Raw genomic sequence first — 24,372 nt, forward strand, 5'->3', positions numbered from 1 at the left:
TCATGTCCGCATTGATTCCCTTTGAACGTTGCGACGAGCATTACCGCCTGAGCGCGGAGATCTGGAACGCTGCCGCCGGTGAAAAGTTAGCCGTGCATCCGTCTTTTGTGGCTTATAACACGCAAACCATGCCCGGGCTGGCCCAGGAGGGCCGTCTGGCGCGGGTGGATGGGCAGGCGGCCGGGGTCGTGCTGGCCTCCGCCGTTGTGCTCGAAGGCCCTTTTCGCGGCCAGGCCTGGGTGGATGTGCTGGCCGTGGCGCCGCAATTTCAGCATCGCGGCATCGGCGCGAAGCTGCTGGCCTGGGCCGAGGAATGGTTGGCCGGTCAGGGCGTGACGTCCGTGCGCCTGGGCGGAAGCCTGAATCCGTTTGCCGCCGGCCTGCCGGTTGAATTGAACACGCAGGACTTCTTTCTCAAGCGGGGTTATGAAGCCGCGACGCATCCGTTCGAATGGGACGTGACCCGCAGCCTGAAGGATTATCAGCCGGTGTACCCTGAACCTCTTCCGGGCGCGGATTTGCGCCCGCTGCAGCCCGGCGAGGAAGACGAACTGATCACTTTTTTGAAGCGTGAGTTCCCCGGCCGCTGGCAGTACGAGGTGGAAAATTTCTTCCGCATCGGCGGACACGCGGCCGATTTTATGGTGCTGCGCACCGAAATCGGTGTGGACGGTTTCTGCTGGATGACTTTTGCCGATTCGGCGCGCCCGCTGGACCGCTTTTACATGCATGACCTGCCCAAACCCTGGGGCCAGTTGGGCCCGCTGGGAGTGGGGAAGGGCTGCCGCGGCAAGGGATTCGGCGGCGCGTTGATCGACGCGGCTGCCCGCCATTTACAATCGCTCGGCATCGACGGCAGCCTGATCGATTGGACCAGTTTGTTGGGGTTGTACGCGAAATTTGGCTACCAACCCGGCCGTCAGTATCAAATTCTGATCAAGACATTATTGCCAAAAGCGACGGGAAATTTGGGATGACTTTCGATTTTAGCCGTGTTGATGAACTATTGAAGACTGCTATCGGCGTCGATGCGCCGGCCGCGCAGTTGGTTGTTCTACAGGAGGGCCGTCCGGTTTTCGCCGGGGCTTACGGTTGGTTGGATCCGGATACCCACCAGAAACCGGCCGACCTGGATACGCTGTTCGATATGGCTTCGGTGACCAAGCTGTTCACCACCACCTGTTTCATGCGCCTGATGGAAGCCGGCCGGGTGGGCCTCGACCAACCGGTCAGCAGCCTGCTGCCGGATTTCAGCGGCCTGCGCTCGATCCATCCTTACGAAGATCCCCTTAAGAACGGTGAATGGATCGACGTGAACGGCGGCGATAACGGGCAGGTGGACGCCGGAAAGATCACTTTCCGGCAGTTGCTGACGCATTCTTCCGGGCTGCCCGCCTGGCGCTTGTTCAAAGACCAGCCGGACGCCGAGTCGGCGCGCCGCCTGGCTCTGGACACTTTTTTCTCCTACCGGCCGGGAGAGCGGGTGGTCTACTCGGACGTCGGCCTGATCCTGCTGGGCATGGCGGTCGAGGTGATCACCGGACTGCGCCTGGATGAAGCCATCTACGCCGGGGTGACGCGCCCATTGCAACTGGCCCGGACGCGTTTCCTGCCGGTTGGCGAAGTCCTGCCGGCGCTGGAAATCGGCAACATTGCGCCGACGGAATACTGCAAATGGCGCCAGCGCCGCATCCGGGGCGAAGTGCATGACGAGAGCTCCTGGCGCATGGGCGGGATCGCGGGTCACGCCGGCATCTTCTCGACCGCCGGCGATACGGCGCGACTGGGACAGATGTATCTGGACGGCGGGCGCCCGCTGCTGAAACCGGAAACGGTGGCCGAAATGCTGCGCCTGCAAAGCGAGTATCAGGGAACCCGGCGCGGTCTGGGTTTTGCTTTATGGAGCCCGGACCCGGAGGCCAGCAGCAATCCGTTCAGCCAGTCCGCCTTTGGGCATACCGGCTTTACCGGCACCGAACTGTGGATGGATCCGCAGCGCAAATTGGTGGTTTCCTTTTTGACCAACGAAGTGTATAACGGACGTGAGGGGCGCACCATTGGCGAATTGCGCCTGAAGCTGCACCGCGCCATTCTGGCCGCGGTGGACAACGCCCAGGCTCTGGAGGGGAATCAGGTGGTTCGCTTATGATCGTTATCGGTTTGATGTCCGGGACATCCGCGGACGGCATCGATGCTGCCGTGGTGGAATTGTTGGGGGCGCCGCCGCGCCTGGAATGGCATGTGCTGGGATATTCGCACTTTGCCCATGCGCCCGAATTACGGGAAGAAATATTCGCCTGTTTCCGGCCTGAGACCGGCAGCGTGGACCGGCTGTGCAGTTTGAATTTTGCGCTGGGAGAGGCTTTCGCGTCCGCGGCAATCGAGGCCGCCCAACAGGCCGGTCTGTCCATGCAGCAGGTCGATTTGATCGGCAGCCACGGCCAGACGCTGTGGCATATCCCCACCGGAAAGCAGGCTTCCACGCTGCAACTGGGTGAACCGGCGGTCATCGCCGAACGGACCGGCCGGCCGGTGGTGAGCAACTTTCGCACGCGCGATATGGCAGCCGGCGGGCAGGGTGCGCCGCTGGTGGCTTACGTCGACCGCATTCTGCTGACCCACCCGGAAAATCGCCGCGCCGTACAGAACATCGGCGGCATCGCCAACGTCACCTACCTGCCCAAACCCGGGGATGGGCAGTCCGCCTTCGCGTTCGACACCGGACCGGGAAATATGCTCATCGACGCCCTGGCGGCGCGGGTGAGCGGCGGTCGCCTGGCCTGCGATGTGGATGGAAAGCTGGCGGCCAGTGGGAAAGTACACGCCGGCCTGCTGGCGGAGTTGATGGAAACGGCCTATTTGCATCAGGCTCCTCCCAAGACGACCGGGCGCGAGTTATTCGGGCACACCTTCGCGGATATCGTCTGGACGCGGGCCGAGGCTCTCGGCCTCTCCGCCGAGGACCGGCTGGCCACGGTGACGGCTTTCACAGCCGAGAGCATCGCGCGGGCCTATGCCGATTTTCTGCCGGCCCAACCGGATGAGGTCATCCTCAGCGGCGGCGGTGCGCTGAACCCGACGCTGGTTTCGATGTTGGCCCGGCGCGTGGCGCCAGCGCGGGTGCTGACCAGCGACGAACTCGGATTGCAGGCCGAGGCCAAAGAGGCGGTCGCCTTTGCCGTGCTGGCCTATGAAAGCTGGCATAATCGCCCCGGCAATTTGCCTGAAGCGACCGGCGCCCGCCAGTCTGTCATCCTGGGGAATTTCACCCCGGCCCCGCCCCGACAGTCGACCATCAAACCCGGGAGCTATACCGAAGCGCGCAATTCCTACACCGAAAAGATCGACCAGGTTTCGACCCTGGAAATGGTGCAGATGATCAACCGCGAAGACATCAAAGTGGCCGAAGCGGTGCGCCCCGAGTTGCCGGCGATTGCGCTGGCGATCGATGGCATCGCCGCCCGCATGCAGTCGGGCGGACGCTTGATTTACATCGGCGCGGGTACTTCCGGCCGGTTGGGAATCCTGGATGCATCCGAATGCCCGCCGACCTTCAGCACACCCCCTGAGCTGGTCATCGCGCGCATCGCGGGCGGCAAACGCGCCATCACGAACGCCGTGGAAGGCGCGGAAGACGATCTGGAAGCCGGCCGCAGGGAGATCGAAGCGCTTGAGGTTAACGAGAAAGACAGCGTGGTGGGCATCGCCGCCAGCGGCCACACGCCGTATGTACTGGGCGGCATGCAGGAGGCGCGCCATCGCGGCGCCCTGGTCATCAGCCTGGCCTGCAACCATCCAGCCCCCATCGAAGAACACGCGGAGATCGTCATCGCTCCCCTGGTCGGTCCGGAGGTCGTCACCGGGTCGACGCGCCTCAAGGCGGGCACGGCTCAGAAGCTGGTTCTGAACATGCTCTCGACGGGTACGATGATCCGCCTGGGTAAGACGTACAGCAATTTGATGGTCGACGTGCAGATGACTAACCTCAAGCTGCGGGCGCGCGGCGCGCGCATTGTGGCCCAGGCCTGCGGAATTTCGGATGCGGAGGCCCGCCGTCTGTTGGAAAAATGCGATAATGAGGTCAAGACCGCCATCGTATCCTATCTGGCGGATATTCCGGCCGCGCGAGCCCGCAGCCGGTTGACGGCAGTCCACGGCGTGATCCGAAAAGCATTGTCAGTAAAGGACCTATGAGCGATTACTTGATTGGCATCGACGGCGGCGGCAGCAAGACGGCCGTCGTCCTGGCCCGCCTGGACGGCAGCCCGATGGGACGCGGTGAGGGCGGCCCTTCCAACTACCACGCGGTTGGCCTGGAAAATGCGTTTGCCGCGTTGGATGAAGCCATCTCAGCAGCCTGGATGCAGGCCGGCATTCCCGAGCAACCCGTTTCGGCGGTCGTCCTGGGAATGTCGGGTGTTGACCGCCCGGAGGACAGCACCGTCTTCGAAACCTGGACCGCGAGACGCTTTCCTGGGGTGCATGTGAAGCTGGTCAACGATGGGCAAATTGCCCTGGCAGCCGGTACGCCGCAGGGGTGGGGCGTGGTGGTCGTATCCGGCACAGGATCGATTATTTTCGGCCAGGACGAACACGGCCGAACCGCCCGCGCGGGCGGGTGGGGACCTTTATTTGGCGACGAAGGCAGCGGTTACCGGGCTGCCCTGGAGGCCATCCAGGCCGTAGCCAGGGCGCACGACGGCCGCGGACCGGCCACCTCCCTGACGCAGCGCGTGTTGGCGTTCTTTCAGGTGACGGCCCCACCCGATTTGATCGCCGCGGTTTATCGCCCGGAGAATTCGCGCGCCGAGATTGCGCGCCTCTCCCGGGCGGTGGATGAGGAAGCCCTGGTGGGCGACTTGGTGGCGCAGCGCATCGTTCAACGCGCCGCCGAAGAGCTGGCGGCCGGTGTGCAGAGTGTGGCCGTTCAACAGTTGCATTTACAAACCGTCCCGATCGCATTGGCCGGGGGATTCCTGGTGCACGGGCGTTCCCTGCAGACGGCTTTTTTGGACAGGGTGAAGGCCATCGGAATCCCCCTGGATTCGGTCGACAGCGTGGAAGAACCGGTGTGGGGGGCAGTGTGCCTGGCCATGCGAATGCTGAAGTAAGAGGTGTTTTTTGAGACCGTTATTCATCAGGAATATTAATTTGATCGACCGTCCGGGTCAGGCCGTGCTGGCGATGGATGGCGTCATCCAGGCTGTGACGGATGAAGCTGCCCTGGCGTGTCCACCGGATGCGCGGGTAATCGATGGCCGGGGCGCGACCCTGGCTCCGGGTTTCATCGATATGCAGGTCAACGGTGGCTTTGGAATGGATTTCACCATTCGGCCGGAAAGCATCTGGCAGGTGGGCAGACTGTTGACCCGCTATGGGGTGACGACTTTCCTGCCAACGATCATCACCGCGCCGCTCGAAGCGTATGCTCGCGCCCAGAAGGTGATGACCGCCGGTCATCCGGCGGGCTACCTTGGCGCTGAACCGCTTGGGCTGCACATGGAAGGTCCATTCTTGAGCCCTGGCAAGAAAGGCGCGCACAACCCGGTTTACCTGCGCTTGCCTTCCCCGGACCTGGTCAAGGATTGGACGCTGAGGAATGGGGTGCGTCTGGTGACCCTCGCGCCCGAACTGCCCGGCGCGCTACCGACGATCGAAAGCCTGGTCGGGCAGGGTGTTTTGGTCAGCGCGGGCCATTCGTTGGCCGACCAAAAGGAGACGGAAGCGGGTATCGCCGCCGGGATTCGCTGGGGAACGCACTTATTCAATGCCATGCCGGCCCTCGAGCATCGCGCGGCCAACCTGACCGGCGTGCTGCTGACGGATGACCGGGTTGGCTTTGGATTGATTGCCGACGGCATTCACGTCGATCCATTGATGATCAAGCTGGCCTGGCGGGCCAAGGGTGGGCGCGGCCTGGTGCTGGTGACGGACGCCATGGCGGCGTTGGGCCTCTCGGCCGGCGTTTCCCGGCTGGCAGACTTCGATGTGATCGTCGATGAGACTTCGGCGCGCCTGGCGGACGGCACCCTGGCCGGCAGCATTCTGACCGAGGACACGGCTTTGCGCAACCTGATGCGATTCACCGGGTGCTCCCTGGCCGAGGCGCTGGCCGCGCTCACGACCGCGCCGGCTGCCCGCCTGGGTCTGACGGACCGCGGGCAGATCAAGCCCGGTTTACGGGCGGATTTTGTGTTATTGGATGAAAAATTACAGGTGGCTGCGACGCTGGTGGGCGGTGAACTGGTGTACGAACGCGGCGCGAGCCCGGAATCATCAATCTAGAGAGGTGTATGGATGTCTTTACATAACGAAATCATGGAACAGGCGGCTGTTCTGGAAAACCTGGTGAAGAATCAATGGGGTGCGGTGCAGAAGATCGCGGAGGATATCCGGAAACACGATATCGACTACGTTTTTCTGGCCGCGCGCGGCACATCCGACAATGCCGGGCGGTATGCGCAGTATCTGTGGGGGATTTACAACCAGTTGCCCATTGCGCTGGCCGCGCCCTCCCTGTTCAGCCTTTATCAGATGCCGCCGCGCCTCAAGAATGCGCTTGTGGTCGGAATTTCACAGTCGGGCATGTCGCCGGATATCGTCAGTGTGCTCAAGGAGGCCAAACGCCAGGGCTGTCTGAGCGTCGCCATCCTGAACACGCCCGAGTCGCCGATGGGCGAGGCCGTCAGCCACGTTCTCGATATCAGCGCCGGCATCGAAATCGCCGTGGCAGCCACAAAAACGTACACTGCCGAGCTGATGGCCATCGCCATGCTTTCGGCTGCCCTGCGCCAGGACGAAGATGCCTATCAGACGCTGAAGAAAGTGCCCGGCTGGGTGGCTGCCATGCTGGATCAAGACGCCGCCCTGGGTCGGATTGCCGAACGCTACCGTTATATGGACCAGTGCGTGGTGCTGGGGCGCGGTTTCAACTATTCGACAGCCTTCGAGTGGTCGTTGAAGATGAAGGAACTGTGTTACGTCGCGGCCGAGCCGTATTCTTCGGCTGACTTTTTGCACGGCCCGGTGGCCGTCGTCAGCCAGGGCTATCCGGTGATGGCGGTGGTTCCGGATGGCAAGGTAGCGGACGGCATACTGGAATTGCTGCGTTCCCTGCGCAAGGAACGCAACGCCGAATTGTTTGTCTTTTCCAACCGGGCCGACGCGCTCGATCTGGCCCAATCCAGGGTGGCGTTGCCGGCCGATATGCCTGAATGGGTCAGCCCGATCGTGAGTATCGTGCCAGCCCAGTTGTTCGCCTACCATCTGACCCGCGTCAAAGGGTACGACACGGAGAATCCGCACGGTTTGCACAAGGTGACCGAAACCAAATAACGTCCACGGATTTGCCATCTTCACTCGCCCGAAACAGTCCCCTGTTTCGGGCGTTTTTTTCCCGGGGAGGAAAATTCCTGCCGGCCTGGGGAATACTGCGGCTTCTATTAAATCTTAATATTTATTAGCAATCCGTTTTTGGCCGCATGTGGTGCGCTAATAATGATATGATTCTGTCTGGAAAAACACTCGACCGGTGAGGAGCATTCATGGAAGCTGGTAAGACCCTGCGCGTCGCAATTGCCTCGGATCAGGCCATCTTTTTACGCGGCCTGGCTTCATTGATCATGTCGATGAAGGATGTGATGCTGATCGGCGAGGCGCGCAGCGGCGAAGAAGCCCGCCAGATGTGCCAGCTCCAGGCGCCGGATTTGATTTTATTGGATGCGAGGAATACCATCGAACCCCTGCGCGAGGTGGCTCGCGGCGTTCGCGCAAGCTGCCCGGATACGAAGATCGTCCTGCTGGTCGATACGCAGGCTGAAAATACAGCTGAGGATGAAAACGACCAGGAACTGTATTACTTCTCGCGTGAAGTTTCTGAAGAAGAATTCAGGGCTGCCTTGGCGCACGTGCGCGCCACGCCGGCTTCCAGCAACGGCGGGCAGGGCGTATTTCGGCATCAGCCGGATGAGGAGGATGATCCGCTTGCGTTTCACCCCGTCCCCCGCACGCAGGAAGTCATTGTGCACGAGCTGGATATGGCCGCCCGAATCCAGGCCGACATTTTGCCGGAGGAGGCGCCGATCATCCCGGGTTGGGAATTATGCGCCCAACTGCAACCCGCGCATGAGACTTCCGGCGATTTCTATGACTTCATCCCGCTTGCCAGCCGCAAGTGGGGCCTGGCGGTGGCCGACGTAACCGATAAGGGCATGGGCGCGGCCTTGTTCATGGCGCTTTCCAGCACTCTGATTCGAAATTACGCCAACCGTTTCCCGACCCTGCCGGCAATGACGATGAGCGCGGTGAGCGAACGGATTCTCTCGGACACCCGCGGCGATATGTTTGTCACCGCCTTCTTCGGCATTCTGGAGCCGCACACGGGCCGGTTGACCTTCGCCAATGCGGGCCATCCACCCGGCTACCTCCTCAGCCGTCAGCGCGGCAAAGTGTCGGTGGAATCGCTGAGCCACACCGGCATGGCGCTGGGCGTCACCGAGACCGCACGTTGGAAACAAAAAACCGTACGATTCGCGCCCGGGGATTATCTCATCCTCTACACGGATGGCATCACCGAGGCGCAAAACCCGCACGGAGATTTCTTTGGCGATAACCGGTTGATCGATACGGCGCTGGCGCAGATCGGGAAATCGCCCCGCGAAATGCAGGCCGCCATTCTGGACGAAGTCAATCGTTTCATGGGCAGCACGCCCCGGCAGGACGATATCGCCACGATCATCATCCGCCGAAATGAGTGAGCCCATTCTTCCAGTAAATTTCCCCCCGCGCTAATGGCTGTGGGGGATTTTTATTATCTGAGCGGCGGATGATGGTGGTGGAAAACGCCGCCTCTCAGCGCCGGAGCATGAACACTGCGGATTATGTTATCCAACCTCAAGGGCGGCAAGCCGCACAGGCTGCGGGCGTGGTTGCAACGTTCCAGGTCTTCCGGGCGGATGGTCAATTGGTTGTTGACCATTTGAAAGCCAAATTCACGGCAGGTGCTGGAGCGAAGATTGTATATGCTGCACGATACCTGGTCGCCGATGCGACCGCGCAGCGCCACGCAGCGCGGTTTCGGGTGATTGGTCCCGCGCATACAGGCATAGAAGGGTGGAATCGGTTCGGTCATTTCCGGCGGAACGGTGCCGCCTGTGGAAGGATCGGTTTCAGACCAATAAAAAGAAACGCGAAAGAAAGTGCAACATGCGCCGCACTTCAAGCATGGATTGGCAACAGGCATGCCCGATATTAGAAACCCGAAGCCTATAAATTGACAAGAGGTCACTTTTTATTTTGTTGGATCGGAACAGGACACCTGGCCTGTCCAATTGTCCAGTGTCAAATCCAGCCAGGTTGCAGAGGCGGGAAACAAAGGAAATCGGTATGCTGAAAATCGGATCGGGTATTGTGGGTTTGATTGTTTTTTATGGAAGGAGAGAACATCATGCATACGCAGGCCATTCGGGTAATGATTGTGGATGATCAGGCAGTCGTGCGCAGCGGTTTGAGCACGTTCCTGACTGCTTTCGATGATTTGAACCTTGTCGCCGAGGCAGGCAATGGTTATGAAGCGGTTCGCCTGTGTGATGAGAAGAAACCGGATGTGATCATCATGGACCTGAAGATGCCGGAAATGGACGGCGTGGAAGCGACGCGCGCCATTCGGCTGCGCCATCCGGAGGTTCAGGTGATCGTCCTGACCAGTTTCCCTGAAGAAGGTCTGGTGCAAAAGGCATTGCAGGCTGGCGCGATCAGTTATCTGTTGAAGAACACTGCTGCCGATGAGCTGGTGGCGGCGGTGCGGGCTGCTTACCATGGCCGGCCAACCCTTGCTCCCGAGGCGACCCAGGCGCTCATCCATGCGGTGAATCACCCCAGACCGGTGGGGCATGATTTGACTTCGCGTGAACTGGAAGTGTTGGAGTTGCTGGCGCGCGGTCTTTCGAATCTTGAAATCGCTGACCGCCTGGTGGTGAGTCGATCGACGGTAAAGTTCCACGTCAGCAGTATTCTGGCCAAACTGGACGTCTCGACACGCACCGAAGCCGTTTCAGTCGCCATGCAGCACAATCTGGTTCAAGAAAAAGCTGCACCCGTAAGTTATCACCATATGCGCTGGTGAGTCTGTCCTGTTGCCGTTAGTCGGCATGCATGCGCTTTCCCAAACCGCCAGGCCGTCTGGCGGTTTTTCTTGTCCTGGATCGGTCCGTTTTTGCATATTTCTTGTAATTCTTGAATATTTGGATTCATGTATAATCTACTCGGTCAGGCTCGAAACGGCTGCAATGAGATGATCTCAAATAGATATTTGGCGACGAAACGCAGCCAGAAAACTGGGCTATGGTTCTCTTTGTTCTTCCACTGTTTATCTCTGCGATCATCACCGGGGGATTGGCGTGGTATTCTGGATCGTATCATTGTGTTCCAGGAGTACGTGAGTTTAGACTCAGCCTCCTGATTACCAGCATCTGGTCACTCTTTTACGCATTCGAACTCTTGCTGCCAACCGTCACGACCAAATTGGTGGCTTCCAGCCTGGGTTTCACGGCGGTGGCTGCTTTACCGGTTCCCTGGTTGGCCACGGTCATGAAGTTCACCGGCCGTGGAAATCAATTCAAACGCTACTTCCCGTTCATCCTGATCATCCCTGTATTCACGATCGCAGCAGTCTGGTCCAATCCGCTGCATCACCTGTTTATCCAGCGGGTCAGCCTGGATGTGAATGATTTGTTCCCGATTATGAAGGAACAGTATGGCCCCTTGTTCTGGGTCCATACGAGCTATACCTATTTTTTATACGTTCTTGCGGCCGGTTTCTTGGTCCGGCTCCTGGCGCATTCCTCCCGGCGTTACATCGGCCAACCGCTGACCATGCTGATTGGCATGCTCATTCCGTTGGTCTGGAATGTAATGTACGTCACGGATATTTTGCCAAACCAGCGTCTGGACCTGACCCCTTACCTTTATAGCATCAGCGGGATCTTCCTGCTGCTCGGCCTGGTCTATGCACGCCTGTTCGATATATTGCCGGTGGCGCGAGATGTGGTGATGGACGCCATTTGCGACGCGGTGATTGTGCTCGATTTTCAAAACCGGGTGGTCGATCTAAATTTCGCCGCCCGAAAGGTGTTTGGATGGCCGTCGGAGACACAGTTGATTTCGCAGCCTTTCAAGAAGATCTTTGCACCCTGGCCCGCAGTAATGGAATTGCTTGGTTCTCAAAGACCTCAAAGAACGGAACTGGTTCTGGAAAGGGACCAGGAATTATTCTATTACCAGGCCACCCTTTCGCTTTTGAACGATTCTCAGGGCAATTCTCTGGGAATGCTCCTGATGTTGCACGATAATACGGACAGCAAACTGATGGAACAGGACCTGCGCCGACTTACGGTCACGGATCCGTTGACCGAATTGGGAAACCGGCGTAAATTCTTCAACGCATTGGACAGTGAATTTACCCGCGCCAAACGCTATCACCATGTATACAGTCTGGTCATGTTGGATCTCGACAATTACAAATCCATCAATGACCGTTATACCCACCTGGTGGGCGACGAAGCTTTACGAATGGCCGCGAACGCGATGCGCAGGACGGTTCGGAAGACGGATACCGTCGCGCGGTATGGCGGGGATGAATTTGTGGCGCTGCTGCCCAATACACAGGAGGAAGGAGCGCTCCAATTGGCCCAGCGGTTACGCGACGCAATTCATGATTGCCAGGTCTCAGAGAACGAACACCTGACGGCGAGCCTGGGCGTTGCGGTTTACTGGCCGGAGGATCAGGGCAGCGAGGATTTATTGGCGCGGGCTGACCTGGCGCTGTATCAGGCCAAAGAAGAAATGCTCGGCATCGTGTTGGCGGAAAAACATTCACAGATCATGGACGCAGCCAGATGAAAATCAGACCCATATCTTTCCATTTGAATCCCTGGCAATGGGGAATCGCTCTGTTCCTGTGCCTGCTGCTGGTGGTTGGAATGACCTTTGTGCTGCCGTCGGCGATTGATTTTCACAGTTACTTCCGCCCGGCCGCATTGGCCGTGTTACATGGCCATTCGCCGTATGACACGCCGGGCTTCTTTAATGCGCCGTGGGCAATCTTGCCCATCCTGCCTCTCGCGCTGCTGCCGGAATCCCTCGGGCGCGCCGTGCTGGCGGTGGCAGCCTTCTTGACTTATGGCTACACCGCTTATCGTTTGGGCGGAAAACCCCTGGCGGTTACTTTTTTCCTGCTCTCGCCGACGGTGGTGCATGATCTGTTGAACGGCAATTTGGACTGGCTGACCATGTTGGGTTTTGTTCTCCCGCGGCCGGTCGGTTTGTTCTTCCTGGCGGTCAAGCCGCAAATTGGCGCGGTGGTGGGGCTTTTCTGGCTGATCGAAGCCTGGCGCGAAGGCGGTTGGAAGCGCGTCGTCCATGATTTTTGGCCGTTCGCCAGCGCGCTGGGGCTTTCTTTTATCATTTTCGGAATTTGGCCTCTGCGTTTTCAAGCCAATCTGACCATGTGGTGGAACGCCAGCCTGTGGCCCATGTCGATACCGGTTGGGCTGGCGTTATTGACGGCCGCGGTGCATAAACGGGATCAGCGCCTGGCGATGGCCGCCGCTCCCTGCCTTTCGCCGTACTTGCTATTACATTCCTGGGGCGCTGCGCTTCTGGCCATCATCGATCAGGTGCCCGAGACGATTGCCGCTGTGGCAGGATTATGGATTCTGGTGGCAATTCGCGCGGCAGGTGGATAGGCCAGCCTGAAATGATTCACTCGAATAAAAAACTGGTCGAAGGATGGGGCAAAACGGCCCTCAAACCTGCCATAATCATTCTGAATTATTCCGTTCGGTTGATTTCATTGCGATAAACGGCGGGGGACGATTATCCGGTCGAAGGGCCGGCGGAAGCATGAAAATCAACGGCTCCAAGTGATCCGGTGGAAGAAAAACGCGCCCCGGGTTGTTAAAGGAGCGGTTTGGGTTCGATTCGATCCATGCAGAATTGCCAGAAGAGGGGAATTATCGCGATGATCACCGATCTGACTGAAGAAAGCCTGAATCACACCTTCCTGCTCGAGGAGGGCGTTTGGAAAGCGGCGGGTGAATACTTTGGCGAAGACAACCAGAAGATTCGAGCTCAGGGCTGGATTCGGGTGCACTATCAAGTCGATCATTGGTTCGTTGCCAGAAACCTGACATTGGAAGGCACGCGAAACGCAGAATTAATCAATCATTATTACGTTCAGCCCGGTCTTATCTCATTAGGAGGCGCTCTCCTGTGGACCGGCCATGATCCGGTGTTGGGGGAAATGCGCGGCCATTATGGCTTGCTGAAAGATACGATCCTCTGCCAGTTCTATAGCATCGATGAACGCTATCATGGGAACGAAAGCCTGCTGCAGATCGACGCCCTGCATTACAAGGCGCGTGGAATGCTGCTGGACGGCTGGCGCAAGAGTTCAGCCTGGTCGTTGGATTTATGCCGCGCTGAGGAGAACGAATGCTGCGAGTAGCTACGTTGGAGGATGCGCCCGGAATTGCGCGCGTACATGTGGAAAGCTGGAAAACCACTTACGCCGGATTGATGCCGGAAAGCATCCTGGCGAACCTCAGTCTCGAAAAGCGCACCCAGAATATGGAACGCTTCCTTCGCAGCCAGCCCGAACATGCGGTCACAATTGTGACGGAAGAGGATGGATGCATCGTCGGTTTCGCTCAATGTGGGCTAAACCGCGACCTGGAGATGGATCCGGCATTTGCCGGTGAACTGTACGGCATTTACCTGCTGAAAGAATGGCAGCATCAAGGGCTGGGAAAACAGCTTGTTAAAACTGCGTCTCGCTTTTTGCTTTCACATGCGTTAAAATCAATGATAGTCTGGGCGCTTGCCAGCAACCAACCCGCTTGCCGGTTCTACGCGGCATTGGGGGGCAGCAGTATTCGGGAACGCGAAATCGAGATTCAAGGCCAACGGATGTTAGAAACATCCTATGGCTGGAATGACCTGAGGAGGCTTGCATCATAAAATGGAATCCCCAGAATTTCAAATTCGATTCATGGAAACGGGCGAAGAAGCTCAGGTTTGCAAGTTGGTCGAGCGTGTTTTTATGCAGGACGATGCTCAGGATTTCCCGCAGCAGGGCATCAGCGAGTTTTTAGCCTATGCCAATCCGGTCCGGATGGCCGAACGCGTCACTCAGGATTTGAGCTTCGTGCTGGTGGCGGCCGTTGAGGACGATCTGGTGGGCATGATTGAAATACGCAACTATAACCACATCGCGTTACTGTTTGTAAGCGATGATCACCAGCGGCAGGGTATGGCCTCGCACCTGATCGAAAAAGCGATCACGATTTGCCGTGAAAAGAACACCGCCCTGCGCCGAATTACCGTTAACGCTTCCCCATCTGCATTGCCGATTTACGCCCACTGGGGCTTTCACCCCATTGGCGATCAAATCGAAGTCGATGGAATCCCCTTTACCCAGATGGCGTTGGATTTTTCCTGATTCTCCAAAGTGAACCCCGCGGTGATTAAGGCCGCGTGGAAAGGCCCGATTGAAGGAAAAGGAGCTGACCATGAAGCTTAGCGCGCGGAATGTATTGAAAGGGACGGTCAAGAAGATTGTTCCCGGTGCTGTCAATTCCGAAGTCGTCATCGAACTCCCCGGTGGAACCCAGGTTGTTTCCATCATCACCAAAGAATCGGTCGAATCGCTTGGCCTGAAAGTTGGAAAAGAGGTCTACGCGGTCATCAAAGCTTCCAACGTCATGGTGGCGATCGACTAACTGATTTTATTCGTCTTCGACGACGGGCCTGCCAGAAAGATCCTGGCAGGCCCGTAATTTTTATTGCGCGATGAGCCGGAAACCGGAATCCAACTCATCGCGCCAGAGGAGAGATGTCGTCAATTGGAACAAGGATACCATTTCCATCCGGCCGTTGCTTGACGCTGCAGTGACGATATCCCTACGCTCGCCCTACCGTTTCTCATTCGGGGTTAAAATAGAAAGAGCGTGTAAATCCTTTCCTCCGGAGTCAGCATGGAAGCAAACCCCATCGAACCCAGATCGGACACCCCCCGGCGCCGAACCAACGCCTGGGATCTTGTGATTTACCTGGTGTGCGGTTTCGGCCTGTTTACGGCCGCTGGGATTGTCGTCGGTTATTTCTGGGGCAGCCAGACCAATAGCCTGTTGTACAGCGTAATGGTTTTCGCGTTCAACCTGGTTTTCTTCGGAGGGACCGCATTGGTGATGGGGGTTGGGCGCGGAAAATTCAGCCTGGAGGAGATTGGCCTGTGCCCGCCGCGCTGGAAATGGTCCTGGCTGGGGCTGGCGGTGGCCCTGGTGGTGTTGCTGCTGCCGGTCCGGGCCGGGCTGGGAGTGCTGGTGGAATACCTGCTGCGCGGCAATCTGGACAGCCTCATGCTCCGCTCGCAGCTCGTGCAGCCGGTGGGCGCCGATTGGCTTTCCTTTGGCGTGACGCTGCTGTTCGTGGGCATTCTGGTGCCATTTTCGGAAGAATTATTCTTCCGGGGCGCGATCTATTCCTGGCTGCGCGACCGTTCGCCGGTGTGGGTTTCGGTGTTGATCAGCGCGGCTTTGTTTGGGCTGGGGCACGCCGATTCATTGGGCGTGGTGGCGTCCAGCTTCGTGATCGGCGTGGTGAACGCGCTGGTTTTCGAGAAGACGCGCTCCATCTGGGTGCCGGTGGTCATTCACGCCGCCAACAACAGCCTGGCCATCATCCTGGTCTATCTGGCCTCGGCGCTGGTGAAATTGATGCCGGGACTGGCTTTTCTACATTAGCGGTTATTTCGAAACTCTATTTTAAATTCCAGAGGCGTACCTGGCCGTCTGAACCGGCGGTGGCCAGGCGGCTGCCGTCCGGCGAGTAGGCCAGCGCGGTCACGGCATCGTCGGACGCGTGGAAGGATTGCAGCACTTGCCCGTTGGAAGGATTCAGCAGGAGCACGTCGCCCCCGATGCCGGCGGCCAGGGTTGCGCCGTCCGGTGAAAAGGCCAGGGCGCTGGCGAATTTCGACTGCGGATATACCCCAATTTGAGCCCCGCTCTGCGGATTCCACATATGGATCAGGGGGACGAACTGGCCATTGAGCGTCCCGCCGGCCGCGGTGGCCAGCCGGCCGTCATCCGGGCTGATCGCAAAGGCTGAGATGAAATCTTCGTGGCCAATTTCGGCCGCCAGTTTGCCGGAGGCGATGTCCATCTCCTGAATGGTGCCGCGCGCGTACCAGACGAGCTTCCTGCCGGAAGGGCTGAAATCGGCCGCATAGATCGGCGCGGCCGTGACGAAACCGCTCAGCGTGACGCCCCTCTGCCCGCTGGCGACGTCCCACAATGTGTAGGCCATCTGATCCATCGAATCCACAGCCAGCCAGCGGCCGTCCGGTGAGAAGACCGCGCGTTGGAACGCGCCGCCGGGTTGGATGGTCAGCGGCGTCTGGTCGCTGTCGACATCGTCCAGTTCGATGGTCTGGCCGTCGGGCGTGAATGCCAGGGTCTTCCCATCCAGGGAGAAATCCAATACGCGGGCCGGCGATGCAATGGCGCGTTCGAGAATGGGCTGGAGGGTTTCGGCATCCAGCAGGGTCAGACCGGCTTCACCCAGAACGGCCAGGCGCGCGCCGTCCGCAGACCAGATCAGGCGGGATGGGTAAGTGACAGCGAACTCTTTGAGCAATTGGGGAGCGGCGGCGGATGCCTGGGCGGCGGTCGGTTCGAGCCGGGTGGCGGTTGGGATGGATGTGGGAATCGCGGTGTCTGGAGCGGATGGCGTATTCAGTTCGCCGGGAGCTGGAACGGGCTGGCAGGCGGCCAATGCAAAAACGAACGAGAGCAGCACCCATAAGAAAGATCGCAACCCGTGAGGGGGAAGAGCGTTTGTTCGCATGATAAATCTCCTTTGATTTGAGTCAGACGCTGCCAGGATACGCCGGATTGGAAAAGCGAAGCCGGGCTCCGTGGTATACTAACCCTGGCAGTAATCTACCTATGGACGCTGCCCGATCTCATTTTGATCCACTCGATTCATGAAACTCCTCATTCAGATTCCCTGTTATAACGAAGCCGAAACCCTGCCGCACACGCTGAGTCTGCTGCCGCGCCAAATCGAGGGCGTGGACAGCGTGGAAGTGTTGGTGATCGACGACGGCAGCAGCGACGCGACCGTCGAGGCCGCCCGAGCCGCCGGCGCCGAGCATGTCATTTCGCTGCCGCATCACAGCGGGCTGGCGCTGGCTTTTTCGGCCGGGCTGGATGCCTGCCTGCGCCTGGGCGCCGATGTGATCGTCAACACCGATGCGGACGGCCAGTACGAAGCGGCCGATATCGCCAAATTGGTGGCGCCCATCCTGCGCGGCGAGGCCGAACTGGTGGTGGGCGACCGCGGCGTGCTGACCAACACCTGGTTTTCACCGCTCAAGCGGCGCCTGCAGGCTTGGGGCAGCCGGGTGGTCTCGCGCGCGGCCGGGTTGGACATCCCGGACGCGACCAGCGGTTTTCGAGCCCTGACCCGCCACCAGGCCATGCGCACCCTGGTGCTGAGCGAATATTCCTACACGCTCGAGACGCTCATCCAAGCCGGCAACCAGCATGCCCGGATCCTCTCGGTGCCGGTGAAGACCCACCCGCCCCAGCGCCCCTCGCGCCTGATGCACGGGGTGCGGGATTATCTGATGAATTCGAGCGTGACCATCGTGCGTTCGTATACCATGTACCGTCCCCTGCGCGTGTTTACGTACATCGGCGGGGTGCTCTTCCTGATCGGCGCGATTCTGATCATCCGCTTCCTGGTGTTCTTCTTCCAGGGCAACGGCAGCGGTCACGTGCAGTCGCTGATCGTCGCGGCGGTGCTGCTGATCAGCGGCTTCCAGACCTGGCTGAACGGTCTGCTGGCAGATTTGATCAGTAAGAATCGGAAGATAATGGAAGAGATTTTGTATCGTATGAAAAGAGAAGAAAAGGTTGATGAATAATGCGGATTGCTATCCTGACAAGTTCTTATCCCCGCTATCCTGGAGATGGAACTGCACCATTCATCAAATCCTTTGCTGAAAATTACGCAAAATTAGGACATTTAGTATATGTAATAGTGCCCTACGATCCAGCTGTTAATGGTGACAATGATCTTGAAAATGTCCAGGTCATTCGCTATCGATATATCTGGCCGAATTCCCTAAGCTTGATGGGACATGCTCAATCTCTAAAAGGTGATGCGCGGCTTTCAGCATTATCATTTCTTCTTTTACCCTTTTTTCTATTTTTTGGAATCATAGCCTTATATCGCGTTTGCCGCGAAAAGAAGATCGATGTTATCCATGCGAATTGGGTTCTACCTAATGGCCCAATTGCACTCGTTGTTTCAAGGTTATTAAAGATTCCGTACGTGTTGAGTTTACATGGCTCGGATATCTATGTTAGCCAGAAAAATCCCGCCTTTTCAAGGGTTTCCCGGAGTGTATTCGATGGCGCGAGTTCAGTTACAGCCTGCAGTCGGGAACTTAAGGAGGCTGCAGTAAGGCTTGGTTCAAATGAGGAAAAAACATACTTGCTCGCCTGGGGAGCAGATCCGGAGAAATTTTCACCAAGTAACTATTCAATCGATCTCAGAAACAAGTTCGGTATCGCCGAGTCTGAAATCCTGGTAATTGCAGTAGGTCGTCTGGTGTATAAAAAAGGATTTAATATACTCATCTCGGCCTGGAAAAAAGTGTATGAACAATTTCCAACCTCTCGATTGATAATTGGTGGGGGAGGCCCACTTCAAGAGGCATTGGAGCAAAAAGCGAAAGAGCTGCATATCGATGGTTCTATCTTTTTTTCTGGGCGGATCAATTGGCAAGAAATGCCTACTTACCTTGCATCGGCGGATATTTTTGTTTTGCCTTCGGTGAAAGATGAACACGGGAATATGGATGGATTGCCAACCGTTTTGTTGGAAGCGATGAGCAGCGGAACTGCGTGCATAGCAAGTGAGATCGGTGGAGTGCCATTAGTTATAGAAGATGGAAAGAATGGCATCCTGGTTCAAGAAAAATCTTCCGATCAGCTATCCGATAGTTTGATAAATGTTATTAAAAATGATCCCCTACGTCAGGAGTTGAAAGACTCGGCCCGGAATTCCATACTCTTGGAACATAATTGGCTGAATGTGGCGAGAAAATTGGTTGGTTTGTTTTCATCAGCAATTGAAAAGAATAAATCTACTCGCAGACCCAAGAGATTGGGTGTTTTGTATCGAAAAAAATATATCGAACTCTATCTCAAGAAAAAACCTCCATTGAACACGCGAAATGTACTTGATGTGGGCTGTTTTGATGGTGATTCAGTTTCTTTCTTAGGTATCCAAAATCATATCGCTGTGGATCTTGATCCTGAACCAATCCATTCGAATATTCATTATGTAAAGGCCGATGGCTGTAATTTACCTTTCTCGAAAGGAAGCTTTGATACTGTTTTTGCGCTGGATGTGATCGAACATATTCAAAATGACCGCCAATTTACTGGGCAATTGAAGGACGCATTGGCACCAGGTGGACGCCTGATCCTGACGACACCGAGTGAAAAAATTCGGCTTTATCCATGGTTTCTGACAAAGTGGATCAGTCATAAATGGGGACATGACCTTAGAATGGGATATACTCGCGATCAGTTAGTTGAGTATTTTTCAGGTGAAGGATTCGCTGTTCAAATTCAACCCTGGAGTGCCAAACAATATCGAATTTGGTACTTATTCGCTCGATTCTTGCTTCAAATATTTCCGACAAGGATAATGAAATGGGTTGAAAATATGGCTGAGAAAGATAGTCAGAATCAGGACAGCGAGAATGGCTTTTGGATAGTAGAAGCAACAAGGGAGAATTAATGTGTTCGATAAAAATACGGATCGCGATTGGAAGAAGATAGGTGAAACTGATCCATATTTTGGCGTTTTAACGTTTGATCAATATAAGAATTCATCATTAACACAGGAGTCTATTAAGGACTTCTTTCGAACTGGTGAATCTTATGCTAATGAGATTTTAGCCATCATCCGTGAGAAAATCGATCCTACTTTTGCCCCCCAAAACGCGGTAGATTTTGGGTGTGGGGTGGGAAGGGTTTTAATTCCATTAAGTCGACATGTTAAAACAATTACTGGTATTGATGTTTCTGAAGGGATGTTGAAAGAAGCAGCTAAGAACTGCAAAAAATATAATATAGATAATTGTGAATTGGTACATAGTGATGGCTCGTCGATTGGAGTTACAAAAAAATTTGATTTTATTCATTCATTTATTGTTTTTCAACATATCCCTGTAAATCGCGGAATCAATTTATTTTCTGAATTAGTAGATCATTTAGAGATGGACGGGGTTGGCGTAATCCATTTTACTTATTATCGTAAAGCATCATCGTTCAAGAATTTTCTTTATCGTCTAATAAAGCGATCAAATATATTATCTGGAATTTGGAATATTTACAAAGGGAATGCGGCTTCATCACCAATTTTGCAAATGAACATGTATGATGTAAACCAAATATTATACATTTTACAAAATCATGATTGTCATAATATTCACATTAGGCTTACTAATCATGGGGATATCTATTTTGGAATAATAGTATTTTTTCAAAAAAAGCATGAGATCATAAATGGGGTATCGTAAATGATTAATATTAATTCTGCTTTTAAAGTGAAGATACTATGAAAATCCTAATTGAAGCTATTGGTATAGAAAAACCAGGTGGTGGCCGTTCTGCTACGGTCAATTTATTGGAGAACATATTTTTGCTTGATAGTGAGAATATTTATACGGTGATTCTTAGCCAGCATGAGAATTTCCTTGATCGTTTTGCAAATGTACATCAGGTTATAGTTCCATTTCACAATCGCTTTCTTGCCAGAATTTGGGCGCAGATGGTAATACCGATTCGTTTTAAAAATATCGATATTATTCACTTTACAAAGAATCTTAGTGTTTTCGGTATTAAGGTTCCACAAATTATTACAATTCATGATTTAACAACAATAATCTTCCCACAATTTTTTCCTTGGTTAGATGTTTTCTATTGGAAGACAATAGAAAAATTTTCTGTTCAAAGAGCAGACCTAATAATAGCTGTATCAAGAAATACCGCAAATGATATAGTTAAATACTATGGAATTGAACCCAGAAAAGTAAAAGTAATTTATCATGGAAGGTCAAGCATTTTTTCCCCTGCTTCAGCCGATGAGATTGCCAATATTCATAAGAAATATGATCTGCCAGAAAAATACTTGATTACAGTTGGTCGTATTGATTTAAAAAAGAATCTAACTAACCTTGTTAAAGCTTTCTCAATCATACAAAACCAGATAGACCCGAATCTGAAACTTGTATTGGTTGGAGAAATTTATAAAAAGTGTGAAGACAAGAATTTGACCCCTACAATTCAAGATATGGGCTTAATGGATAAAGTGATTTTTGCTGGGCGTGTACCTGATGCGGATCTGCCAAGTTTATACTCTGGGGCAATTGCTTGTGCATTCCCATCTCTCCATGAGGGTTTTGGCCTGGTAGGATTGGAAGCCATGGCTTGCGGAGTGCCAATTATTACGCATAATTCCAGTGCAATCGTTGAGGTAGTAGGAGCCGCTGGAGTAAAAGTAGATGCAACAAATGTTGATGAATTAGCAGATGCCTTAACACGGGTAATTAATGACGAATCTCTTCGAGTGCAAATGAAATTATCCGGTCTAGAAAGATCAAAGGAATTCGATTGGAAAATAACTGCACGAATGACAATAGAATCTTACCAGCAGGTAAATACTCAATGAATATTAAAACGTTAATAAAAATAATAAATACCAAATGGTTAAAATTTGCATTACAGATAATTATTTTTTTGTTTTGCGGTTGGTATATTTGGAAAAATTTACAACAACTCGACTTCGGATCATTAAGTATTAATTATTGGTGGATGATATTGTCCTTACTAATTACAATGATTGGTACTTTCCTTGGGGCAGTATCCTGGCTATTAACTCTTCTATCTTTTGGCCAAAAACTAACTTTTTCAAAAATTTGCGATATCCAATTTAAATCATCATTAGCAAAATATATACCAGGATACGGCTGGCAATTGGTAGGGAAAGGTTATATGTCTATTAATGCTGGAATTCCCGCATCAATAACAGGGATTTCCATTATTTTTGAATATATCGAGATATTTATTACCGGTGTATTTTTAATGGCCTTTTTTTATCCCCATGGAATAGACTTCCAAATCCCAATAATTCGTTCGATCTCCAATAATATCCACTTGTTACAAATAGTCTCAATTTTTCTGCTAGTTTGTGCTCCAATAATATTAATTCGTTTTTTGAAAATGCTTTACCAAAAGGAGCAGAAGATTGATTTTGAATGGAAATGGACTATATTACTGGTCGGATTGATGGTTATGACTTGGATTATAAACAGCTTTGGCTTTTATCAAATGTTTTTTGCCATTAGCGTTTATAAAAAGATGAGTTTTCAGCTGACCATTTTTTTCCTCACGCTAACCTTTTTAATAGGGTTAATCATAATTGTAGTTCCTGGAAGTATTGGTGTTCGCGAAGCCATATTTATTTTTTTGCTTTCTCCATTTATTGGCGTAAGTCAGGCAGGCCTGATCGCAATTTTTTATCGAATAATAACAATTGCAAGTGAAGTCCTAGTTCTCTTCTTATCAAACATATGGCAGCATTTTCATAAAAATATTCTACTAACCGAGAATAATTCTTAAGTGGTATTGCGGTGGATTATTAATGGAGTAGAGTAAGTAAATACCAATAAGGAGAGAGTCATGAAAAAGATTAACATCCTAATCATAATCGTAATGCTCGCTGCATTTGTGGTCGTAAAACCTGTCGAAGCGCAAGGGCCTACCGGAAGTTGGGTCTCCGGTATTACTTGCCAAAACCTTACGAGCGACATTGCAGAAGTAACCTTTGATTTCTATCAAGAAGGCGAAAGTTCACCTGCCTTGTCATATCCTGACTCGATTCCCGCTAATGGGACTTTAAAATATTTCACTGCAAGCACGCCAGCCGGTCTACCTACAAGCTTTTTTGGTTCCGCAACTGTCAGTTCGTCGGCGGCTTTATCTTGCAGCGTTAACACACAATCTACCGGGACGGGTACTACTTCAAATCCATATCGTATTGGCACCAGTTCTGGCTTCAATGATACTCAGGTGGCAAACACCATGTATGTTCCTCAGATTACGAAAGCTTCAACATGGGGAACTTACATGGCTATTCAAAATGCTACGTCATCAGCTGTCGACATTCAAATTCAATACTTTGATCGCACAACTGGGAATGAAATTGCCGCAGCATTGGAAACTCATAACATTCCTGCCAATAGTAACTTAGTCGTGTATCCTGGTGAAAATGCTAACTTGCCAGCAACCTTTTATGGTTCTGCAAAAATTACTGCAGGAAGTTCCATAGGAGTTATTGTTAGTTTCTATAACGCCGGAACAGATTACACGACTGCCCAATTCCAAAGTTATAATGCTTTTGCAAGCGGCACTAAGATTTTGTATGCTCCACGTGTCGTTCGTAAGTATTATGGATACAATTCTGGTATTTCGGTTCAAAATATCAGTACTGTTCCAACAACTTTGACTGTAGATCTGTCATTCGCAAATGGTCAAACCATAAGCTATACAACTCCGACTATTCAGCCAAATGCATCATACATCGCGTATACTGCCAGTATTCCAGAACTTGCAGAGGTGGATACGTATCAGATGGCACAACGCTACGCCTCTTTGAAAGTAACTGCAGATGCTGAAGGCGCAGAAATAGTCGGTATCACAAACATCGATAACCGTGGTTTATCGGCCGATAATAATGGAGTTGCTGTGCCAATGGAAAACATTGGTAAGGGTGCATCCGTGAATATGGCGTTGGATGGGACAGCTACAAATACTTTGTTCTTTACACAGGTTGCAAAGAAGGCATCTGGTTTCTCTGGCGGTATTGTTATCGTCAATACCACTAGTTCGCCAGCGACATGTGATATTTCCTTCGCCGGCCAACCAGATTCTGCAACCTATAACGATGCCCCATTACCAGCCAATGGACAAATTTCGCTGTATCTGGGAACTTATGCGAATCTACCTAATGGCTTCAACGCTAGCGTAAAGGCTATTTGCACCGAGAATGTCTTCGGAACTTACAACTTCTCAATTGAAGCTGGAGTAGGGAAGTACGGTGATAGCTATATTGAAGCGAATGCATTAAACCAGTAATTGTGGATCTGGATGGCTTTGATAATCCAGATTTTTAAGCGATTCGCAATTTAGTTTAGAAATAACAGGAGCTATTCAAAAATAGCTCCTGTTA

23 protein-coding genes and 1 pseudogene are annotated in these 24,372 nt (G+C 53.5%); 22 read left to right on the forward strand and 2 right to left on the reverse strand.

The annotated features are described in order from the left end of the window. Positions 1-2 precede the first annotated feature (2 nt). From LARV_RS07530 to LARV_RS07560, 8 genes and pseudogenes are all read left to right on the forward strand, one after another. Positions 3-977 (forward strand): GNAT family N-acetyltransferase, encoded by a 975-nt coding sequence (locus tag LARV_RS07530; RefSeq protein WP_075073061.1) that lies wholly within the window; start codon positions 3-5, stop codon positions 975-977. Continuing rightward, on the forward strand, positions 974-2,149 hold the full coding sequence (locus LARV_RS07535; protein ID WP_075073062.1) for a serine hydrolase domain-containing protein: 1,176 nt from the start codon (positions 974-976) through the stop codon (positions 2,147-2,149). Before LARV_RS07530 ends, LARV_RS07535 begins: the two co-directional genes overlap by 4 nt. Then, positions 2,146-3,261: pseudogene (locus LARV_RS20930) on the forward strand (anhydro-N-acetylmuramic acid kinase); the annotation flags it as partial. The gene LARV_RS07535 and the pseudogene LARV_RS20930, both read left to right, overlap by 4 nt. Positions 3,262-3,294: 33 nt before the next feature. Next, complete coding sequence (gene murQ, locus LARV_RS20935) at positions 3,295-4,194, forward strand: N-acetylmuramic acid 6-phosphate etherase (RefSeq protein WP_083522734.1); 900 nt, start codon at positions 3,295-3,297, stop codon at positions 4,192-4,194. Beyond that, entirely contained in the window at positions 4,191-5,111 is a 921-nt protein-coding gene (locus LARV_RS07545; RefSeq protein ID WP_075073064.1) for an N-acetylglucosamine kinase, read from the forward strand. The genes murQ and LARV_RS07545 overlap by 4 nt, the downstream gene beginning before the upstream one ends. Before the next feature lie 40 nt (positions 5,112-5,151). Then, positions 5,152-6,285, forward strand: a complete 1,134-nt coding sequence (nagA, locus tag LARV_RS07550; protein ID WP_201785895.1) for an N-acetylglucosamine-6-phosphate deacetylase — start codon at positions 5,152-5,154, stop codon at positions 6,283-6,285. A 12-nt stretch (positions 6,286-6,297) separates the two neighbouring features. Continuing rightward, positions 6,298-7,335, forward strand: a complete 1,038-nt coding sequence (locus tag LARV_RS07555) for an SIS domain-containing protein (protein WP_075073066.1) — start codon at positions 6,298-6,300, stop codon at positions 7,333-7,335. Positions 7,336-7,544: 209 nt separating this feature from the next. Beyond that, on the forward strand, positions 7,545-8,756 hold the full coding sequence (locus LARV_RS07560; protein ID WP_075073067.1) for a SpoIIE family protein phosphatase: 1,212 nt from the start codon (positions 7,545-7,547) through the stop codon (positions 8,754-8,756). Between the two features lie 53 nt (positions 8,757-8,809). Here LARV_RS07560 and LARV_RS07565 read toward each other — a convergent pair whose 3' ends face one another. Beyond that, positions 8,810-9,241 (reverse strand): YkgJ family cysteine cluster protein, encoded by a 432-nt coding sequence (locus LARV_RS07565; protein ID WP_075073068.1) that lies wholly within the window; start codon positions 9,239-9,241, stop codon positions 8,810-8,812. Between the two features lie 204 nt (positions 9,242-9,445). On the opposite strand from LARV_RS07565, the gene LARV_RS07570 reads away from it, so the two are divergent. The 8 genes from LARV_RS07570 to LARV_RS07605 all read left to right on the forward strand — a co-directional run bounded on the left by LARV_RS07570 (position 9,446) and on the right by LARV_RS07605 (position 15,800). Next, complete coding sequence (locus LARV_RS07570; RefSeq protein WP_075073069.1) at positions 9,446-10,123, forward strand: response regulator; 678 nt, start codon at positions 9,446-9,448, stop codon at positions 10,121-10,123. A 218-nt stretch (positions 10,124-10,341) separates the two neighbouring features. Next, positions 10,342-11,898: a histidine kinase N-terminal 7TM domain-containing diguanylate cyclase gene (locus LARV_RS07575; protein ID WP_075073070.1), complete on the forward strand. Its 1,557-nt coding sequence runs from the start codon at positions 10,342-10,344 to the stop codon at positions 11,896-11,898. Further along, positions 11,895-12,743 (forward strand): hypothetical protein, encoded by an 849-nt coding sequence (locus LARV_RS07580; RefSeq protein WP_075073071.1) that lies wholly within the window; start codon positions 11,895-11,897, stop codon positions 12,741-12,743. The genes LARV_RS07575 and LARV_RS07580 overlap by 4 nt, the downstream gene beginning before the upstream one ends. Positions 12,744-13,018: 275 nt before the next feature. Further along, positions 13,019-13,504 carry a hypothetical protein gene (locus tag LARV_RS07585; protein WP_075073072.1) on the forward strand — a complete coding sequence of 162 codons (486 nt, stop codon included), beginning with the start codon at positions 13,019-13,021 and terminating at the stop codon, positions 13,502-13,504. Continuing rightward, the gene (locus LARV_RS07590) at positions 13,492-14,016 is read left to right on the forward strand and encodes a GNAT family N-acetyltransferase (protein ID WP_075073073.1); all 525 of its coding nucleotides are present in this window, start codon (positions 13,492-13,494) and stop codon (positions 14,014-14,016) included. The genes LARV_RS07585 and LARV_RS07590 overlap by 13 nt, the downstream gene beginning before the upstream one ends. A gap of 1 nt (position 14,017) precedes the next feature. Next, positions 14,018-14,497, forward strand: coding sequence for a GNAT family N-acetyltransferase (locus LARV_RS07595; RefSeq protein ID WP_075073074.1), 480 nt, complete (start codon positions 14,018-14,020; stop codon positions 14,495-14,497). A 70-nt stretch (positions 14,498-14,567) separates the two neighbouring features. Beyond that, positions 14,568-14,777, forward strand: coding sequence for a TOBE domain-containing protein (locus LARV_RS07600; RefSeq protein ID WP_075075150.1), 210 nt, complete (start codon positions 14,568-14,570; stop codon positions 14,775-14,777). Positions 14,778-15,032: 255 nt separating this feature from the next. Continuing rightward, the gene (locus tag LARV_RS07605) at positions 15,033-15,800 is read left to right on the forward strand and encodes a CPBP family intramembrane glutamic endopeptidase (RefSeq protein ID WP_075073075.1); all 768 of its coding nucleotides are present in this window, start codon (positions 15,033-15,035) and stop codon (positions 15,798-15,800) included. Positions 15,801-15,816: 16 nt separating this feature from the next. Here the strand turns inward: LARV_RS07605 and LARV_RS07610 are convergent, their stop codons facing one another. Beyond that, the gene (locus LARV_RS07610) at positions 15,817-16,905 is read right to left on the reverse strand and encodes a WD40 repeat domain-containing protein (RefSeq protein WP_075073076.1); all 1,089 of its coding nucleotides are present in this window, start codon (positions 16,903-16,905) and stop codon (positions 15,817-15,819) included. 139 nt (positions 16,906-17,044) lie between these two features. On the opposite strand from LARV_RS07610, the gene LARV_RS07615 reads away from it, so the two are divergent. Genes LARV_RS07615 through LARV_RS20170 form a run of 6 tightly spaced genes read left to right on the forward strand, consistent with a single transcriptional unit; the run spans position 17,045 to position 24,278 of the window. Beyond that, positions 17,045-17,989 (forward strand): glycosyltransferase family 2 protein, encoded by a 945-nt coding sequence (locus tag LARV_RS07615; protein ID WP_075073077.1) that lies wholly within the window; start codon positions 17,045-17,047, stop codon positions 17,987-17,989. Continuing rightward, complete coding sequence (locus tag LARV_RS07620) at positions 17,989-19,878, forward strand: glycosyltransferase (RefSeq protein WP_075073078.1); 1,890 nt, start codon at positions 17,989-17,991, stop codon at positions 19,876-19,878. Before LARV_RS07615 ends, LARV_RS07620 begins: the two co-directional genes overlap by 1 nt. Before the next feature lies 1 nt (position 19,879). Further along, positions 19,880-20,662 (forward strand): class I SAM-dependent methyltransferase, encoded by a 783-nt coding sequence (locus LARV_RS07625; protein WP_172797812.1) that lies wholly within the window; start codon positions 19,880-19,882, stop codon positions 20,660-20,662. A 38-nt stretch (positions 20,663-20,700) separates the two neighbouring features. Continuing rightward, complete coding sequence (locus LARV_RS07630; RefSeq protein ID WP_075073079.1) at positions 20,701-21,813, forward strand: glycosyltransferase family 4 protein; 1,113 nt, start codon at positions 20,701-20,703, stop codon at positions 21,811-21,813. Beyond that, positions 21,810-22,763, forward strand: a complete 954-nt coding sequence (locus LARV_RS07635) for a lysylphosphatidylglycerol synthase domain-containing protein (RefSeq protein WP_075073080.1) — start codon at positions 21,810-21,812, stop codon at positions 22,761-22,763. The genes LARV_RS07630 and LARV_RS07635 overlap by 4 nt, the downstream gene beginning before the upstream one ends. A 60-nt stretch (positions 22,764-22,823) precedes the next feature. Then, a complete protein-coding gene (locus LARV_RS20170) occupies positions 22,824-24,278 on the forward strand; it encodes a hypothetical protein (RefSeq protein WP_152031746.1) in 1,455 nt (484 codons plus the stop codon). The last annotated feature ends 94 nt before the right edge of the window (positions 24,279-24,372 follow it).

The sequence above is a fragment of the Longilinea arvoryzae genome (genome assembly GCF_001050235.1).
GTDB classification, from domain to species: domain Bacteria; phylum Chloroflexota; class Anaerolineae; order Anaerolineales; family Anaerolineaceae; genus Longilinea; species Longilinea arvoryzae.